The organism is Pseudomonas sp. JL27(2026), assembly GCF_056933555.1.
The window spans coordinates 1,463,896-1,480,706 of sequence record NZ_CM167794.1 but is presented as its reverse complement, the minus strand read 5'-3'; the positions used below and the strand labels follow the sequence as shown (position 1 = coordinate 1,480,706).

The window sequence follows — 16,811 nt, the reverse complement described above, 5'->3', positions numbered from 1 at the left end:
TTGGTTTGTCCAGGTCGCATTTTCACCCCGTCGCCGCTGCCTGAAGATCAGGCCCATCCTTATAAGGAACACAGTGCCATGGGGGACGGCGAGGCGTTTTCACTTGAGGATATCGCCACGGGCGAACAGAAAAAACAGGACCTGAATCAGTGTTGATGACGACCTGAAAGCAACGCCGCGAACGTGTGCCAAGCTCCGCAGCGCGCCAATCTTCAGCGGCTGGCTTGCAACGCCTTGGCCATTTGCAGGTGGTGTTCCAGTATCGGCAAGGTCTCTTCGGCAAAGGCCTTGAGTTCCGGGACGTCGGTGGTTTGCGCTTCCTGCTGGAGTTGCTCGATGGCTTCCTCGGTGGCTTTCACCTGGCTGGCGGCATACGCCTGATCAAAACCTTCACCCGGCGGCACCTGCGGCATCAGGCGTTTGGCCTGATTCACGACTTCTTCTCGCCCTGCGACGGGCAGGCCGAGTTTTTTGGCGATTTTGGCCAGATGCTGATTGGCCGTGGTGCGGTCGTTGATGACGACGATGGTGTAGTCCTTGATTTCCTTTGAGGCGGTCTGCTGATGGGCCAGCCGACTGGCTTCAATCTCGGCAACGCCCTTGGCCGACACGTCGTTGATGAAGTCGGCCGGTGCCTGGGCGAAGGCACTGCTGGCGACAAGCCCCAGTATCAGGGCAAGGCGTGTGGTGTGTATCCGGGTGGCCATCGGGTTCATGGTCGCGCCCTCCTGTTCATGGTTCGATCATTGGCGAGCGGTGCCCGCCCTGCTTAAGAAAGCATCAAGCAGCAAAGGTTTAAAAAACAACCCTTTGTATGACGAATGGAGACTCAGGCTTTGGGGGCCAGCAACCCCGGCAGCGCATGCACCAACGCGTTGATGGCGAAGCCGATGAACATGATGCCGCAGAGCCGCGTGATCGCCAGTTCGTGACGCTGATACAAGGTCCGCACCTGCCGCGCACCGACGACGCCGATCAAAATGGCGTAGGCGACGACGCCCCCGACGAAGCTGAGACCGATCAGCCACGGCAACATCGACCAGTGAAGCAACTCGGCGCGGCTCGAAAGCAACGCAGTGAAGGTCGCCACGGCCACCGGGTAAGCCTTGGGGTTGGTCAGGCCGAACATGATCCCGTGCCAGAACGGTTGCCGCGCCGGCCCCTGTACCGTTTCACCCTGGCCGCGTCGCGTGCGGATGGCACGTACGCCGAGCCAGAGCAGGTAGAGCCCGCTGAGGACGCCCAGCACATCAAACGCGCTGCTGCCGATTTCACGGGCACCCACGATGGCGATCAAGGCGGTGCTGCACCAGAGCACATCGCCCAACAGGTGCCCGCACAAAAAACCGGCCCCGGCGCGTCGCCCATGCGCCGCACCAATCCCGAACACCGCCAGCACGCCAGGCCCTGGGGTGATGCCATAGATGAAACCCGAGGCGAGAACCGCCAGCAGCAATGAAGACGTCATGTGTATTTTCCTGTTCGAACCCGGCCCCACACCCGAGGCGCGGGCCCGAGTTTATCGCAACCTTGTTTCACTCGCCTCAGTACCCCGTGAGGGCTTGCGGCAACACGTACTGCTGGCCGTCGTAGTGCACGGTGGTCGTCGACAGGGTCGGTTTGCCGGTTTTATCCATGCACTCATCGCCGACCTTGAAGTTGCGGGTGACCACTGTGCTCGACCGGATGATCAGGTCGGCAAAACCATGGCTGGAGGTTTTACCAATGTCGAGGGTACGGGTGGTCTGCTCGCCCTGCCCCGTGCAGTTGCCGTCGTATTCGCCGTTGGCCCTGTAGACCACCAGCCCTTGAAGCACCGGGCGCAGCGTGGTGCCTTCCTTGAGGTACAGCGTCAGGTCTGCTTTCGAATACGGGTTGGCGCTGGAGTTATGACCGAAGCTGGCACGGACCCCGAAGGCGCGTTGCGCAGCCGTCAGTTTGTAGCGCGCGGTGTCGACCGAAAACCCTTCGAAGGCAATCGCATCCGAGTTGAACGCTTCATCCTGACGATAAGAGGCAAGCACCTTCGCGCTCGCCGAATCGACCACCGCCAGGTCCAGGTCATACATCCCCGAATCCCCTCTCGGATCGCTCGGATCAGCAGTGAACACGGCTTTGGCGGTGATGGTCTGCCCGGCGTGGGCCGGCCAGTCCTTGCACACGGAATACGCCAGCACGCCATCGCTCAACGGCGGCTTTTCACATTCGGCATACGCGTGTGTCGCAACCAGCAAAGCGCTCGCCGCCATGCCGTTGAGCCATCGGTTTTTAAAGGTCATGCCCTGTTCCTTGTACGTCGATCAAAGGGATTGAAGGGGGCTTCAAAAACCTTTGAGGTCCTTGGGAATGAAGTACTGCTTGCCGTCGTAACGCAAGGTCGTCAGCGACTCGACCGGTTTATCGACGCGCACCTCGCATGCTTCACCGACCCGCACGTCATGCGTGTGCGTGCGGCGGGTCTTGACGATAAGGTCGGCATAACCGTGGCTGCGGGTGTTCGCCAGCTCAACCGTGCGCTGAATGCTGTCACCCTTGCCGACGCAATCGGTGTCGGTTTCGCCGCGGTACAACTCGACATTCAAGCGTTGCAGCACCGGGCGAATCACGCTGCCTTCCTTGAGGTACAAGGTCAGTTCGGTTTTGCGAAACGGGTAGCTGCCGGACTCGTTGGCGGCCATCGCGCGCAGCCCGAACGCACGTTTTCCGGGGCTCAGGTTGTAGCGCGCGGTATCAATCGTCAGGTTGCGAAAGGCGATGCTGTCCGCCGGGTACGCCCTATCCTGGATGTAGGCCGCTAGAGACCTGGTTCTCGCGCCATCGGTCACCGTCAGGTAGAGGTCGTAATCACCCACCTCGTTGCCCGATTGGGCGTCGGCCGGCCTGAACGTGGTGGTGGCGACGATGTTCATGTCGGCAAATGCCGGCCACGCCTTGCACACGACGGTCGAGACCTCTGCGACCACCGACGGTTCGCAGTCCGCCTGGGCCGGCAAGGTCAAGGCCATCAGGCCTAGGGCGGCCAACCGGCCGAGGGTCTTGGGAGTCACGTTCATTCCTTTGCACAAACCAATAAGTGATGCCGGGGTTACAAACCTTTGAAGCCTGACGGCAGGACGTAACGCTTGCCGTCATAACGCAGGGTGGTCAGTTCGGGTTTCGCGGTGGTGGACTCGATCTGGCATTCATCGCCTTCGCCTGCGCCGTGAGTGCTCAGGGTGACGGTTCTGATGATCAGGTCGGCATAACCGTGGCGGCTGTCTTTGCCAATGCTCACCGTGCGAGTGATCTCATAACGGTCGCCGGCACAGGAACCGTCCCATTCACCGCCGTAGACGTACGTCTCGAGTTTTTCCATGACCGGACGCAGACGCTTGCCCTCCCGGACAAACAAGCTCAGCGTGACCCCGTCGCCAGGGTTGAGGCGAGAGGAGCCTTTGTACGACGCACGCACGCCAAACGCCCGTACTTGCGGTGCGAGGGTGTAGCGCGCGGTGTCGATTGACACGTCGTCGAGGCGGATGGCGTCGGAGCTGAAGGCGTCCGCCTGGCGAAAGGAGGCGAGCACCTTCGCGCTCGCCGAATCGACCACCGCCAGGTTCAGGTCATACATCCCCACGTTGCTGTCCGGGTATTTCGGATCGACCGTGAACGCCGAGCTCGCGGTAATCGTCTGCCCCTCAAACGCTGGCCAGTCCTTGCACACCGAATACCCCGTAACCCCCTCCGACAGCTGCGGCTTTTCACACTCGGCGCGCACACCGGTGGTCACCAGCACAGCGCTCGCTGCCAGAAAACCGAGCCATCGGGTCTTCAAGGTCATTCCCTGTTCCTTGTGGGTTGAATATCAGTCAGAAAATCTCAGGCGCGCACTATCGCTTGCTCGATCTGCGCTTTCAACCAGTTCAAGGCCGGATCACCGCCGCGACGCTGATGCCAGGCCAGAACAAAGTCGAAGGAGGGGATGTGAAACGGCGGCGCCAAAACGCTCAGTAGCTGCGCGTCGATACCGTGCAAGGCACGCGAGGCCACGGTGAGAATCAGGTCGGTGCCGCTGATGAACTGCGGGGCGACGCTCCAGTGCGGCAGGCTGACGGCAATGTGTCGACGCTCGCCAATGGCGGTCAGCGCCCGCTCGATTTCCGGCGTACCGCTGCCGCGCATTTCCAGCAGAACGTGGGGTCGGGCCAGGTAACCCGGCACATCCAGCACGCCCTCGGCAGGCAAACTGTGGCGATCGACCAGGCAAGCAAAATGTTCTTCAAACAACGGTGTGCAGCGCAAGTCATTGGGCAGTTCAGGGAACACACCGGCGGCCAGATCGATGTCGCCATTCACCAGCCCCTCCAGCATCCCTTCGCGGCTGGCGTGGCTGATTTGCAGGGCGATCCCCGGCGCGTCCCGGCGCAAGGTACGAATCAGCCCCGGCAGGACAATAGCCGCACCGTAGTCCGACATGGCCAGGCGAAACGTGCGTTGCGTGGAAGCCGGATCGAAGCGGTCGCTGGCGAACAACGCCCGCACCTGCTCCAGGGCTTCGGCCAGCGGCACAACCAGTTCCAGCGCTCGCGGGGTCGGCACCAGCCCTGCCCCGGCGCGCACCAGCAAGCGGTCACCGAGCAAGTCGCGCAAACGCCCCAGTGCGTGGCTGACCGCCGGTTGGCTCAAGTGCAGACGCTCGGCGGCACGGGTCACGTGTTGCTCGCTGAGCAGTGCGTCGAGGATCACCAACAGGTTGAGATCGATACGCCGAAGATCATTCATCTGATGCATGTTCTGGATAGCAAATTGGAATTTAAATCTGCGCGACGAATACCTTAGAGTCCAGCAAAACCTGTCGGAGAACGAACATGAGTACAGTGCACTGGGCCGGCCTGCTGCTGCTGGCCGCCATCGCCGGGGCCGTGGTGCCCTTTCAAAGCGCCATCAACGCCAACCTCGGCCGGGGCCTCGGGCACCCGTTGTGGGCGACCCTCGCGTCTTTGTTGGTGAGCATCGTCGTGCTGCTGCCGGTGATCGTCATGCTGCGTTTGCCGTTGCCGTCGCTGGGGTTCATCAGCAAGGCACCGCTGTGGATGTGGGCCGGTGGCGCGTTCGGGGTGTGCTTCATTTCCCTGGCGCTGATGCTGCTGCCCAAACTCGGCGCGTCGGGGTTCATCGCGCTGGCCCTCGCGGGACAGGTCATGGCGTCGCTGGTGCTGGATCACTTTGGGTTATTTGGGTTGGTGGAGCGGCAAATGACCTTGCCGCGGGTGTTGGGCGCGGTGTTGTTGATTGGCGGGGTGGCGTTGATTCAGTTCGGTGATACACCGGCTAAAGCGGCGATTGTGGCTTCTTTTAAAACGCATTGAGGGTGTGCAGTGGCTGCGACAAGCCCCAGAGCAGCGCTCCGATAACACACAGCGCCGGGGGTGGTTGGCTAAGATCCCCGCACACCGGAATTCGCCGCGTTACAGGAAAAACTTCAGGTTAATATCCAGCTCTTTGACAGCCTGATTCAAACCGGACAGCACGGCAGCAACATGGCGATTCGCAACTTTTGTGACCTCATCATCGAGCTATTGCGCACGCACGGCCGGGACGTCGGCAACTGAAACCCAGGGATGATTCCATGAAGAGCAGCACCACCCTCCTCGTCACGTGCAGCACGGTTTTTCTCGCCCAATTGGGCATGAGCATTTACCTGCCGGCGCTGCCGGAGATTGCCCGGCATTTGTCCGCCGAGGCTTCGCAGGTTTCTTGGGGGTTGGCGGTGTACCTGATCGGCATGGCGCTGCCGATGTTGTTCTGGGGCAGCCTGGGTCAGCGACTTGGGCGTAAACCGGTGCTGCTCGCGGCGCTCTGCATTTATGGCCTGGGCAACCTGGCCTTGCCCTTGGGCCAGACGCTGGAATCATTCCTGTTTTTTCGGCTGCTTCAGGGCATTGGGGCCAGCGGGATTTCGGTCATGGCCCGGGTACTGATTCGCGACAGTTTTCGCGGTGACCTGCTGGCCAAGGCGTTGTCGTGGATTTCGATTTCCTTTGTGGTGGCGCTGGGGATTGGCCAATACCTGGGGTCGATTATCCAGGTCGCGTTCGGCTGGCCCGCAATCTTCTATTTGTTGGGTGCCGTGAGCCTGGTAATGGCGGTGATTGTGGCGCGGGTCGCGTTCCCGGCGCTGACCGAAGAGAGCAGTCCATCCTCCAGTTGGTCGAGCTACGGGCGCATCCTGCGCCATCGTGCCTTTTTACTGCCGGCCCTCGCCGGTGGCCTCGGCTATGGGGTGATCGTTGCGTTCAACACCGCCGCGCCGCTGATTCTGCAAGGGCCTTTCAACTGGACGGCGATTGAATACGGGCTGCTGGGTTGGCCAATCAGCGCGGCGTATTTTCTCGGGGCGTTGGGGGTTAATCGCTTCGTGCTGCGCACCGGTCAGCATTGGCTGATGAGGTTGGGCGTGGCGCTGGTGTTGGCCGGCAGTGCGGTGATGTTGCTGGGGAGTGTGGCGGGGACGTCGGTGGCATTACTGTTCTGGCTGCCCTACTGTTTTGCAGTGCTTGGCCAGTCGTTGAACTACCCCATCAGCCTGTCACTGGCCAACGATGGTTCACCGGTCGGTGGCGGCTACGCGATGGCGCTGAGCGGTTTTATCCATCAATTGATGGCGGCCGTTATCGGCGGCATCGCCAGCCTGATCGCCAGTCAGCAAGCCTGGCCACTGTCGTTGTTGTGTACCTTGCTGGCCTTGGGCGCGATGCTCTGTGTGAGGCTCTCGCCGGGCCGCAAAACCGCTTAGGCTCTGTACGAAAACGGCCTGCGTGTCGATCATGCTGCGTCAAAAACAGGCTCGGAATGCTCATTTACACCCCGTAAATTCCGCTTCCTCACCTGTTTTTGCCTTGTCTGATCGCCACTCGGCGACTTCTCGTACGGCCCCTAGAACGCGCTGCGAAAGATCTCTTCGATCTGGCGCTGATCCGCCGCCCGTGGGTTGGTCAGGCCACACGCGTCTTTCAAGGCGTTGGCGGCCAACACCGGAATGTCTTGCAACTTGGCACCCAGGTCACGCAGGCCGGCCGGGATTTCGACGTCCCTGGCCAGGCTGCGGATCGCCTCGATGGCGGCCTGAGCGCCTTCTTCCGGGCTGAAGCCCCGAATATCAGCGTCCAGCGCCCGTGCCACGTCGGTCAGGCGATCGGCGCAGACGCTCGCATTGAAACTTTGCACATGGGGCAACAACACCGCGTTGCACACACCGTGCGGCAAGTCGTAGAACCCGCCCAACTGGTGCGCCATCGCATGCACGAACCCCAGGGAGGCGTTGTTGAACGCCATGCCGGCGAGGAACTGCGCGTAGGCCATGTTTTCCCGCGCGATGATGTCATTGCCGTCATGCACCGCCAGGCGCAAGTTGCAGCTGATCAACTCGATGGCCTTGAGTGCGCAGGCATCAGTGATCGGCGTGGCGGCGGTAGACACATAGGCTTCGATGGCGTGGGTCAGGGCGTCCATGCCGGTGGCAGCGGTCAGGCCCGGGGGCATGGCGACCATCAGCGCCGGGTCATTGACCGACAACAGCGGCGTGACGTTGCGATCGACGATGGCCATTTTCACGTGGCGCGCTTCGTCGGTGATGATGCAGAACCGGGTCATCTCGCTGGCGGTACCGGCCGTGGTGTTGATGGAAACCAGCGGCAACTGCGGCTTGGTCGACTGATCGACACCTTCGTAGTCACGGATATGTCCGCCGTTGGTGGCGCACAAGGCAATGCCCTTGGCACAGTCGTGGGGCGAGCCACCGCCCAACGACACCACGAAATCGCATTGGCTTTTGGCAAGCAACTCCAGGCCGCTCTCGACATTGGCGATGCTCGGGTTCGGCCTGGCGCCATCGAAGATCACCGAGTCGATGTCCTGCATTGCCAGTTTTTCAGCAATCAATGTCGCCACGCCTGCCTTGGACAACCCTGCGTCCGTCACGATCAGCGCTTTGCGAAACCCATAGTTACGAATAGCGATCATGGCTTCGTCGAGGCAACCGGTGCCCATGATATTGACGGCAGGAATGAAAAAAGTGCTGGTCATGACGAATCCTCTTCGATGGGGCCGAACCGACAACCCCGATTCAGCGGATATGCAAAGGATCGACCGATCAGTCACGACGCATGTTGATCTGGCTCAACACCCCGTCGTGATAAAGTCTGCGCCCTGCCCCACTTCTGCCGTGAGACGACGAACGCGATGACCGATTTCCAGGAATTTGATGCCCGACTTGAAGACTGGAACGCTCTGCGCGCAACCATCCCGTTCAGCGCCCTGCTGGTGGGCAATGGTGCCAGCCGCGCCGTGTGGGACGACTTTGGTTACGACTCGCTGTTCGAGAACGCCCGCACGGTTGAAGAAAAGCCCCTGAGCCAATCCGAACTGAGCGTATTTGACGCGATGCAGACCCGCAGTTTCGAGCAGGTACTGAGCGCACTGAAAACCACCAGCCGCGTCAACAAGGCCCTGGCTGTCAGCTCGGCCGCACCGCGCAATCGCTACTACGCGATCAAGGAAGCGCTGATCAACACCGTGCACGCGGTGCACATTCCGTGGCGCCTGGTGCAGGCGTCTAGCCTGGCGGCAATCCATCAGGAACTGCGCACATACCCGACAGTGTTCACCACCAACTACGACCTGCTGAACTACTGGGCAATCCAGCACAACCCCGACGCCATCGACGACCTGTTTCAGGGCAGCGAACCGCGCTTCGAACTGAGCGCCAGCGCCACCGACAAACCCCGGATGCTGTACTTGCACGGTGGTCTGCATCTGGTGCGTAACCAGGACGGTACGGCGCGCAAACTGATGTCGACCGAGGGCACGTTGCTCGGTAGTTTTGCGATCAACAACACGATCAAGACCCTGGACGACGTGCCGCTGTTCGTCAGCGAAGGTCCTTGTGAAGACAAGTTGAAGACCATTCGCAGTTCGGACTATCTGTCGTTCTGCTACCAGCAATTGCTCAACCAGAACGATGCGCTGTGCCTCTTCGGCCACAGCCTGGGCAAGCAGGACCAGCACATTATTGATGCGCTGCGGCAGGCAAAACCCAAGACCGTGGCGATCTCGATTTACCCGCGCAGCACGGCGTTCATCCAGAGCCAGAAGCGGCATTACGCAAAGGTGTTTGAAGGGACCGGGGTGGCGCTGAAGTTCTTTGACTCCAAGACCCATGCGCTGGGTAGCCCGACACTTTCTGTCCCGGTAGAGCGCTGACACCTGTGGCGAGGGAGCGTGCTCGCGCTGGGGTGCAAAGCAGTCCTGAAGTCAGGCCCCCCTCAGACACTTCGCGCATGCAGGCTTTGCGGCCGCTGCGCGACCGAGCGGGAGCAAGCTCCCTCGCCACAAAAGCCGTGCTCTCAAACCGGGAGTTGCGCAACCTGCTCATTCCTCGGCGCTGTGCACCACCACCAGCAATTGCGCCTGCACCTCGCCCACCGAACGAATGCGGTGCGGTTTCTGGGCATTGAAGTGCAGTGCGTCCCCGCGATTCAGAATCACCCGTTCATTCATGAAGTCGACTTCGACCTGACCTTCATGAACGAACAAAAACTCTTCACCCAAGTGCTCCTTGAAGGTTTTGTCGCTGAACTCCCGGGGCGGATAAATGATGAACGGCAACAGGCTGCGCTCGCTGACCTGATGGGCCAGCACGGCGTAACCCGGCGTCTGGTCATTGGCCGCCAGTGACTGGCGCTCGTCGCTGCGCACCAGGCTGTAGCTGTCGAGGCTGACGTTGTCTTCGGAAAACAACTCCTCGACCTTGACGTTCAACGCCTTGGCCAGTTTCAACGCGGCCGCAATCGACGGGGTGTTCAACCCGCGTTCGACTTTAGACAGATAACTCTTGGTCATGCCGGATTTCTCGGCCAGGGCTTCCAGGGTCACGCCCAGTTTTTTTCGCAGTAATTTCAAACGGATAGACATGTGCAGCGATTAATCCATCAAGGAGACAACGATTGGCCCTTGCCAATGACACAAAGTGTCATATAGCATCATTAGTGTCATTTGCTCTCACCCCACGACCTGCCAAGCAGCGGGAGAAGCAAACCAGACGTCCATTGATTGCTGCGAAGGACACCCGATATGGCCAAGACATTAGCACTACCCAAAGACCAACTCATCAAGCAGGCGCTTTCGCAGATGCAAAGCACACTGGCGGATAATACGTGGACCGACCGGCAAAAGCTGGCGTTGACGTGTCGCATCCTGTTCGAGAACGGCCACGACTCCGGCCTGGCCGGGCAAATCACTGCCCGCGGGCCACAACCAGGCACTTACTACACCCAGCAACTGGGCCTGGGTTTCGATGAAATCACCGCGAGCAACCTGCTGCTGGTCAACGAAGACCTAGAGGTACTGGAAGGTCACGGCATGCCGAACCCGGCCAACCGTTTCCACAGCTGGGTGTACCGCGCCCGCCCGGACGTGAACTGCATCATCCACACCCATCCGACCCACGTGGCGGCGCTGTCGATGCTGGAAGTGCCGCTGGAAATCTCCCACATGGACCTCTGCCCGCTCTACGAAGATTGCGCGTTCCTGGAAGCCTGGCCGGGTGTGCCGGTGGGTAATGAAGAAGGTGAAATCATCGCTGGGGCCCTGGGCGACAAACGCGCGATTCTGCTTTCCCACCATGGTCAACTGTCGACCGGGCGGACCATCGAGGAAGCCTGTGTCATCGCGCAATTGATCGAGCGCGCCGCCAAGTTGCAGTTGCTGGCCATGTCGGCCGGTGAGGTCAAACCGATTCTGCCGGCCTTGGGCCGCGAAGCCCATGGCTGGATTTCCAAGCCCAAGCGCCACGGTGCCGCGTTCAACTACTACGCTCGGCAGAACCTGCGTCAACACGCCGATTGCCTGAACTGAACCCACTCATTTGCTCAATGGAGAGACAGCATGTCTAACCCATCTATTCACGGCATCATCGGCTACACCATCACCCCGTTCAGCGCCAACGGCGAGGCGCTGGACCTCGACGCACTGGGCCGCTCCATCGACCGCCTGATCGACAGCGGCGTACACGCCATCGCCCCGCTGGGCAGCACCGGCGAAGGCGCTTACCTGAGCGATGCGGAGTGGGACACGGTCAGCGAGTTCAGCATCAAACATGTGGCCAAACGCGTGCCGACCATCGTCAGCGTGTCCGACCTGACCACCGCCAAAGCCGTGCGTCGTGCACGTTTCGCCGAAGCTCACGGTGCGGACGTAGTGATGGTGCTGCCAGCGTCCTACTGGAAGCTCAGCGAAGCGGAAATCCTGGCTCACTACCGCGCCATCGGCGAAAGCGTCGGCGTGCCGATCATGCTCTACAACAACCCGGCCACCAGCGGCACCGATATGTCGGTGGAGCTGATCCTGCGGATTTTCAACGCCGTGGAAAACGTGACCATGGTCAAGGAAAGCACTGGCGACATCCAGCGCATGCACAAACTGCAACTGCTGGGCGACGGTCAGGTGCCGTTCTACAACGGTTGCAACCCACTTGCGCTGGAAGCCTTCGCGGCCGGTGCCAAAGGTTGGTGCACTGCCGCGCCGAACCTGATCCCGCAGCTCAACGGCGACCTGTATCAAGCCGTGCTGGCCAATGATCTGGGCAAGGCGCGGGAGCTGTTCTACCGCCAATTGCCGCTGCTGGATTTCATCCTCAAGGGTGGTTTGCCGGCGACCATCAAGGCCGGCCTGCGCATGACCGGGCTGGAAGTGGGTGATCCACGCCTGCCGGTGTTCCCGCTGGGTGAAGCCGGGTGCAATCAGCTGCAAGCGTTGCTGAAAACCTTGCGCTGATCTTCAGCACACACCAGATAAGTGTGGGAGCGGGCTTGCTCGCGAAGACGGCTTAACAATCAACGAAAATGTTGAAGTTAAAACCGCTTTCGCGAGCATCAGAACGCCGCCCGGCCCACTCCCACAACGGAACGATCATTTTCCGGGCCTTCACAGCACCGGCAAGGTCTTGTCCTTGATCACCGTGGTCGGGCCGTTGGTCTTGACGCTGGCGATGCCTTTATCCCGTGCCGCTTCGGAAGAATACGACTCGCTGCTGCCGATGATTTGATGATTGGCCGCCTTGAGGTTGAAGTACGGATGACCATCCTTGGTGGTCTTCTTGTCGTAGCGTTCATCCAGCGGGCTGTTGGTCTGGACGGACGCAATGCCGCCATCGGCGGCGGCGCGCGTGGTGTACAGCTCGCTGGTGAGAATGGTCTCGGCATTGGCTGCCTTCAGGACAAAGCGGAACTGGCCATTGCTGCTTTTACTCAACTCATACCATCCGGACATGCGTCTACTCCTGTCGATTGATCGGGCGTGAAGGATGCCCAGTGAGTAAAGACCGTCTGCGGCGTTTATCCACTTCCCTGATAAAGCGTTTATTTGCCAGGAGACAAATAGCAATAATTCTCGATATCATTCGCGACTTTTCTGCACCTGCTTCGTCAAGAAGGATATCCATGTCTCTCCTCAAGCCCGACCCACTGTCGGCGGACTCGTTTCGCGGGTTCTATGCAGACATTCTGCATTACCTGCGCAAACGCACGGACAACGCCAGTGACGCGGCAGACATGACCCAGGACGTCTTCACCCAATGGCTCGATTACCGCGACCGGGCCAAGGTCGAACAGCCACGTGCCTTTTTGTTCCAGATGGCGCGCAACGTCTTGCGTGATCACTGGCGTCGGCAAAAAGTCCGCCACGGGGTTCACGACGAGCACGCCCAAAGCGACGCGGAACCTGCCTGTGACGGAAAAAACGACCCCATGGCCGCCGCTCAACGCCTGCAACGCCTCGAACAGTTGAAAGAAGTCCTTGCCGAACTCTCGCCCCGCCGCCGCGAAGCCCTTATGCTGCACCGCTTCGAAGGCTTGAGCCAGGCGCAGATTGCTGCGCGCATGGGGATTTCCATCAGCATGGTGGAAAAACACATTGCCTTTGCCCTGTTGCATTGCAAGCAGCGCCTACAACGAGAGAACGGCATGGAGCAGCCAGAATGACCCGCCTTCCCGGCATCGAGCGCGACAACGACATCGACAGCAACAGCGTCGATGCCCAGGCCGCCAGCTGGTTCGCGCGCAACCGCAACGACCACCGCCGCGACACCCGTAAAGCGTTCGGTCGCTGGATGAACGAACCTGCGCATGCCAGGGCCTATGCCGAGTTCGAACAACTGTGGGCCGACCTTGCCGAGTTGCAGCAACTCGACAAACCGGTGCCGCTGCCCGTGCGAAAAACCCCGTCCTGGCGCCCGACCCTGGCGATTGCCGCAGCACTGGTCTGCGCCGTGTTGACGCTCAACCTGGGCACGCCCTATGCCGCTTATGAACGCCAGGTCGCGGCGCAGGCCAAAGGCTCGCGCACCTTCAACCTGCCCGACGGCACCACTTTGTACGTCAATGCCAACACCCGGCTGCGCATCGACTTCAACAACCTTCAACGCAATATTTACCTTGAACAGGGTCAGGTCTACCTCGACGTCGCCCCGGACAAGGAACGCCCGCTGTGGGTGCACGCCGGTGACGCCACTGTGCGAGTGGTCGGCACCGGGTTCGATGTGCGTCGCGGTCAACAGCAACTCGTCGTCAGCGTCGCTCACGGTCAGGTCGCGTTCACGCCGAACAACAAAACCGTGGCATCGACCTTGCTCGGCGCGCAGCAACAGGCCAGTTACAACTACCTCAAGGGCACGCTGCAACAGCAAACCCTGGGCGACGGTACGGTGGCGGACTGGCGCAGCGGCCACCTGGCGTTTCGCAACCGTGAACTGGCCAGCCTGGTTGACGAGCTGAACCTCTACCGCGCCAAGCCGGTGCTGCTGGCCGACGGTTCGCTGGGACGTTTCAAGGTCTCGGGCAATCTCGATGTGAACGATCCGGACGCGCTGATCAAAGCGCTGCCAGCACTGATCCCGGTAAAAACCGTGACCCTGGCCGACGGTCAGGTACGAATCGAAGCCCGCCGATAAACCCACATGCGAATATTTTTCATTTGCATGTGAGGTTTTTTTTCACTGCCGCGTCTTCCTCCCGTCTGCGTTGTTCACGTACGCCTTTTTGGCCTTTGGCCGCCCTGGGGGATTTAATGTTTCGCGCGTCTCATCACTTCCAGCACCTGTGCATCAGGCCGACCCTGATCGCCACCTGCCTGGCGTTCAGCCTCAACGCCCATGCCGAATCGATCAGCCTGCACCTGCCGGCCCAACCGCTGGCCAGCTCGCTGAGCCAGATCGCCCAGCAGGCGAAGATCCAGTTACTGTTCGATGAAGAACTGCTGCGCAACGTCAAGGCCCCGGCCATCGACGGCAACTTCAGCCCTGAAACGGCGATTCGCCAGTTGCTGGACAAGAGCAATTTCAGCCTGATCAAAATCGACCAGACCTACGTCGTGCGCCCACAGGAAGACAGCACCACCAGCAGCGGCGGCTCCCTGCAACTCGACGCCCAGAGCGTGATCGGCACCGGCACCGAAGTCGACTCCAGCACCGTCGGCCGCTCGACGCTGAGCCAGGCCGACATCGACCGCCACCAGCCGAACAACATTCCCAGCCTGCTGGCGACCCTGCCCGGCGTGTCCATGGGCGGCTCGATGAAACCCGGTGGCCAGACCATCAACATCTGGGGCCTGGGCGACGCGGAAGACGTGCCGCTGACCGTCGACGGCGCAACCAAAAGCGGTTTCGAGCGCTACCAGCAAGGCACGATCTTCATCGAGCCGGAGCTGATCAAAAGCATCGAAGTCGAAAAAGGTCCGCACTCGGCCTCCAGCGGTAACGGCGGTTTCGGCGGCACCGTGCACATGGAAACCAAAGACGCGCCGGACATGCTCAAGGACGGACGCAACTCCGGCGCGATGGTCAAGTACGGCTACTCCAGCAACGACCATCAGCAGGTTTACAGCTCGGCCTTGTACGGGCGCACCGACGATGGCCGCGCCGATGCGCTGGTGTACCTGACCAAGCGCGATGGCGGCGACATGAAACTGGCCGCGAAAATCGATGACCCGGACCATGAATACCCGGTCAATCCCCAGCGCCTGCCCAACAGTGCCCAGGACCTGGATGGCCAGTTGTTCAAGCTCAACTTTCACCTCAACGACGAGCACAGCGTCGGCGTCTCCTACTCGCGTTCGCAAAGCGAACGCTGGACGCCGTTTTCGTCCGCCAGCTTCCCGGCGCCACCCAATCAGTACGCCATCGACCGTTACGGCTACAAGAATGCCCTGAAGCGTTTCCTCGCGAACCGTCAGACGACCGACACCACCTGGTCGAGCAAATACCTGTACCAGCCCCTGGACAACCCGCTGGTGGACTTCAAGCTCAGCTACTCGGAATCCAATACCGATCAGACCGACGAGCGCGGTGAAACGGCGTTTTACCAGACTGCCACCGGCGGCCGAAAAATGGACACGGCCTACAAGGACCGCATCCTCGAACTGCGCAACATCAGCCTGTTTGCCACCGGCCCGCTGGAGCACGCCGTGACCACCGGCGTCCAGATCCGCAAGCACCAGCGTGAAACCGAAATGTGGATGCCGGGCAAGCTCTACAACACGCCCAAGTACAACTACGGTCACTTCCAGCCGAGTTTCATGCCGCAGGGCAAGGTCGACGCCAACGCCTTCTACATTCAGGACGCCATTACCCTGGGCGACTTCACCCTGACCCCGTCCCTGCGCTACGACCACGTACGCAACCGTGGCGAGGCCAACGAGGCGCCGTACTACAACAACCCCAAACCGAGCTTCGGCCACGACTACAGCGACCAGACCTACACCGGTTGGTCGCCGCGTCTGTCCGCGTTCTGGAAGGTGACACCGAATGTCGCGCTGTTCGCCGACTACAGCAAAACCTGGCGTGCACCGGTCATCGACGAGCAGTACGAAGTCCAGGGCCTGGGCAGCCGCACCGCCACCAGCACCGACCTGGACCCCGAACGCATCACCGCGTTGCGGGCCGGTAACATCACCAGCTTCGCCAACGTCTTCACCGACCGTGACAGCGTGCAGATCCGCACCACGCTGTTTCGCAACAAAATCGACGACGAAATCTTCAAGGCCACCGGCGTCGGCTGCCAGAACCAGGCCATCAAGGGCGGCACCATCGCCTCGGATTGCAAGGGCATGGGGCCGATGGGCAACTACCGCAACATCGGTTCGCTGACCATCAAGGGCTTCGAAGTCGAAAGCTTCTACGACTCCACCTACCTGTTCGGCTCGCTGTCTTACTCATGGATCAGCGGCAAGCATGAAGGCGCCTACACCAACCCATGGGGGCCGGACGTCTGGGCGCGGGACATTCCGCCCGCGAAATGGATTGCCGTACTGGGCGTGAAGATCCCGACGTGGGATGCCCAGGTCGGCTGGCAGGGCGAGTTCGTGCGCAAGACCGACCGCCTGCCGAGCGACAGCTATGGTTCGGGTAAAAACACCGTCGGCGACGTGTTCTACGACCAGTACCCCAACGACAGCTATAACACCCAGGGACTCTTCGCCAACTGGAAACCGCAGCAGCCGTACCTCAAGGGCACCGAGGTCAACCTGACGGTCGATAACCTGTTCAACAGCGAATTCCGTCCGGCCCTCAGCGGCGACCGCGCCTACACCCAGGGCCGAAATGCCAAGGTCAGCGTGACGCGGTTCTTCTGATCCGGGATGTGTGCTTTCGGCTCCGACGCCATCGCGAGCAGGCTCGCCCCGCAGCGGACCTCAGCGTGATCACAGTAGTGTGAATACCCGAGAATCCTGTGGGAACGAGCGTGCTCCGCGCGGCGTTCCGACGATGGCGTCGACGCGGC

At 60.8% G+C, this 16,811-nt stretch carries 17 protein-coding genes; 8 read left to right on the top strand and 9 right to left on the bottom strand.

Features of this window, described 5'->3' with window-relative positions:
* Positions 1–212 precede the first annotated feature (212 nt).
* From AC1Z1G_RS06740 to AC1Z1G_RS06715, 6 genes are all read right to left on the bottom strand, one after another.
* Positions 213–716 carry a DUF4142 domain-containing protein gene (locus tag AC1Z1G_RS06740; protein WP_483625891.1) on the bottom strand — a complete coding sequence of 168 codons (504 nt, stop codon included), beginning with the start codon at positions 714–716 and terminating at the stop codon, positions 213–215.
* A 113-nt stretch (positions 717–829) separates the two neighbouring features.
* Positions 830–1,468, bottom strand: a complete 639-nt coding sequence (locus tag AC1Z1G_RS06735) for a LysE family translocator (RefSeq protein ID WP_483625890.1) — start codon at positions 1,466–1,468, stop codon at positions 830–832.
* Positions 1,469–1,544: 76 nt separating this feature from the next.
* Positions 1,545–2,279: a PA3715 family protein gene (locus tag AC1Z1G_RS06730; RefSeq protein ID WP_483625888.1), complete on the bottom strand. Its 735-nt coding sequence runs from the start codon at positions 2,277–2,279 to the stop codon at positions 1,545–1,547.
* Between the two features lie 42 nt (positions 2,280–2,321).
* The gene (locus tag AC1Z1G_RS06725; RefSeq protein ID WP_483625887.1) at positions 2,322–3,047 is read right to left on the bottom strand and encodes a PA3715 family protein; all 726 of its coding nucleotides are present in this window, start codon (positions 3,045–3,047) and stop codon (positions 2,322–2,324) included.
* Positions 3,048–3,085: 38 nt separating this feature from the next.
* On the bottom strand, positions 3,086–3,820 hold the full coding sequence (locus tag AC1Z1G_RS06720) for a PA3715 family protein (RefSeq protein WP_483625885.1): 735 nt from the start codon (positions 3,818–3,820) through the stop codon (positions 3,086–3,088).
* A gap of 38 nt (positions 3,821–3,858) precedes the next feature.
* Positions 3,859–4,770, bottom strand: coding sequence for a LysR substrate-binding domain-containing protein (locus AC1Z1G_RS06715; RefSeq protein ID WP_483625883.1), 912 nt, complete (start codon positions 4,768–4,770; stop codon positions 3,859–3,861).
* A 77-nt stretch (positions 4,771–4,847) separates the two neighbouring features.
* Here AC1Z1G_RS06715 and AC1Z1G_RS06710 point away from each other — a divergent pair, with 77 nt between their 5' ends.
* Positions 4,848–5,348, top strand: coding sequence for a DMT family transporter (locus tag AC1Z1G_RS06710; RefSeq protein WP_483625881.1), 501 nt, complete (start codon positions 4,848–4,850; stop codon positions 5,346–5,348).
* Positions 5,349–5,608: 260 nt separating this feature from the next.
* On the top strand, positions 5,609–6,775 hold the full coding sequence (locus AC1Z1G_RS06705) for an MFS transporter (RefSeq protein ID WP_483625879.1): 1,167 nt from the start codon (positions 5,609–5,611) through the stop codon (positions 6,773–6,775).
* A gap of 140 nt (positions 6,776–6,915) precedes the next feature.
* Here the strand turns inward: AC1Z1G_RS06705 and yiaY are convergent, their stop codons facing one another.
* Positions 6,916–8,064, bottom strand: a complete 1,149-nt coding sequence (gene yiaY, locus AC1Z1G_RS06700; protein WP_483625877.1) for an L-threonine dehydrogenase — start codon at positions 8,062–8,064, stop codon at positions 6,916–6,918.
* Between the two features lie 156 nt (positions 8,065–8,220).
* Between yiaY and AC1Z1G_RS06695 the strand changes: the two genes are divergently transcribed.
* Positions 8,221–9,240: a DUF4917 family protein gene (locus AC1Z1G_RS06695; protein ID WP_483625875.1), complete on the top strand. Its 1,020-nt coding sequence runs from the start codon at positions 8,221–8,223 to the stop codon at positions 9,238–9,240.
* Positions 9,241–9,408: 168 nt separating this feature from the next.
* Here the strand turns inward: AC1Z1G_RS06695 and AC1Z1G_RS06690 are convergent, their stop codons facing one another.
* Entirely contained in the window at positions 9,409–9,951 is a 543-nt protein-coding gene (locus tag AC1Z1G_RS06690; protein ID WP_483625873.1) for a helix-turn-helix domain-containing protein, read from the bottom strand.
* 159 nt (positions 9,952–10,110) lie between these two features.
* On the opposite strand from AC1Z1G_RS06690, the gene AC1Z1G_RS06685 reads away from it, so the two are divergent.
* The gene (locus AC1Z1G_RS06685; protein ID WP_483625871.1) at positions 10,111–10,893 is read left to right on the top strand and encodes an aldolase; all 783 of its coding nucleotides are present in this window, start codon (positions 10,111–10,113) and stop codon (positions 10,891–10,893) included.
* A gap of 30 nt (positions 10,894–10,923) precedes the next feature.
* Entirely contained in the window at positions 10,924–11,811 is an 888-nt protein-coding gene (locus tag AC1Z1G_RS06680; protein WP_483625869.1) for a dihydrodipicolinate synthase family protein, read from the top strand.
* A 150-nt stretch (positions 11,812–11,961) separates the two neighbouring features.
* Here the strand turns inward: AC1Z1G_RS06680 and AC1Z1G_RS06675 are convergent, their stop codons facing one another.
* Positions 11,962–12,306 (bottom strand): YegP family protein, encoded by a 345-nt coding sequence (locus AC1Z1G_RS06675; protein WP_347904544.1) that lies wholly within the window; start codon positions 12,304–12,306, stop codon positions 11,962–11,964.
* Positions 12,307–12,476: 170 nt separating this feature from the next.
* Here AC1Z1G_RS06675 and AC1Z1G_RS06670 point away from each other — a divergent pair, with 170 nt between their 5' ends.
* The 3 genes from AC1Z1G_RS06670 to AC1Z1G_RS06660 all read left to right on the top strand — a co-directional run bounded on the left by AC1Z1G_RS06670 (position 12,477) and on the right by AC1Z1G_RS06660 (position 16,662).
* Positions 12,477–13,016 (top strand): RNA polymerase sigma factor, encoded by a 540-nt coding sequence (locus AC1Z1G_RS06670; RefSeq protein WP_483625867.1) that lies wholly within the window; start codon positions 12,477–12,479, stop codon positions 13,014–13,016.
* The gene (locus tag AC1Z1G_RS06665; protein ID WP_483625865.1) at positions 13,013–13,984 is read left to right on the top strand and encodes a FecR family protein; all 972 of its coding nucleotides are present in this window, start codon (positions 13,013–13,015) and stop codon (positions 13,982–13,984) included. Before AC1Z1G_RS06670 ends, AC1Z1G_RS06665 begins: the two co-directional genes overlap by 4 nt.
* A 116-nt stretch (positions 13,985–14,100) precedes the next feature.
* Positions 14,101–16,662 (top strand): TonB-dependent receptor, encoded by a 2,562-nt coding sequence (locus AC1Z1G_RS06660; RefSeq protein ID WP_483625864.1) that lies wholly within the window; start codon positions 14,101–14,103, stop codon positions 16,660–16,662.
* Positions 16,663–16,811 lie beyond the last annotated feature (149 nt).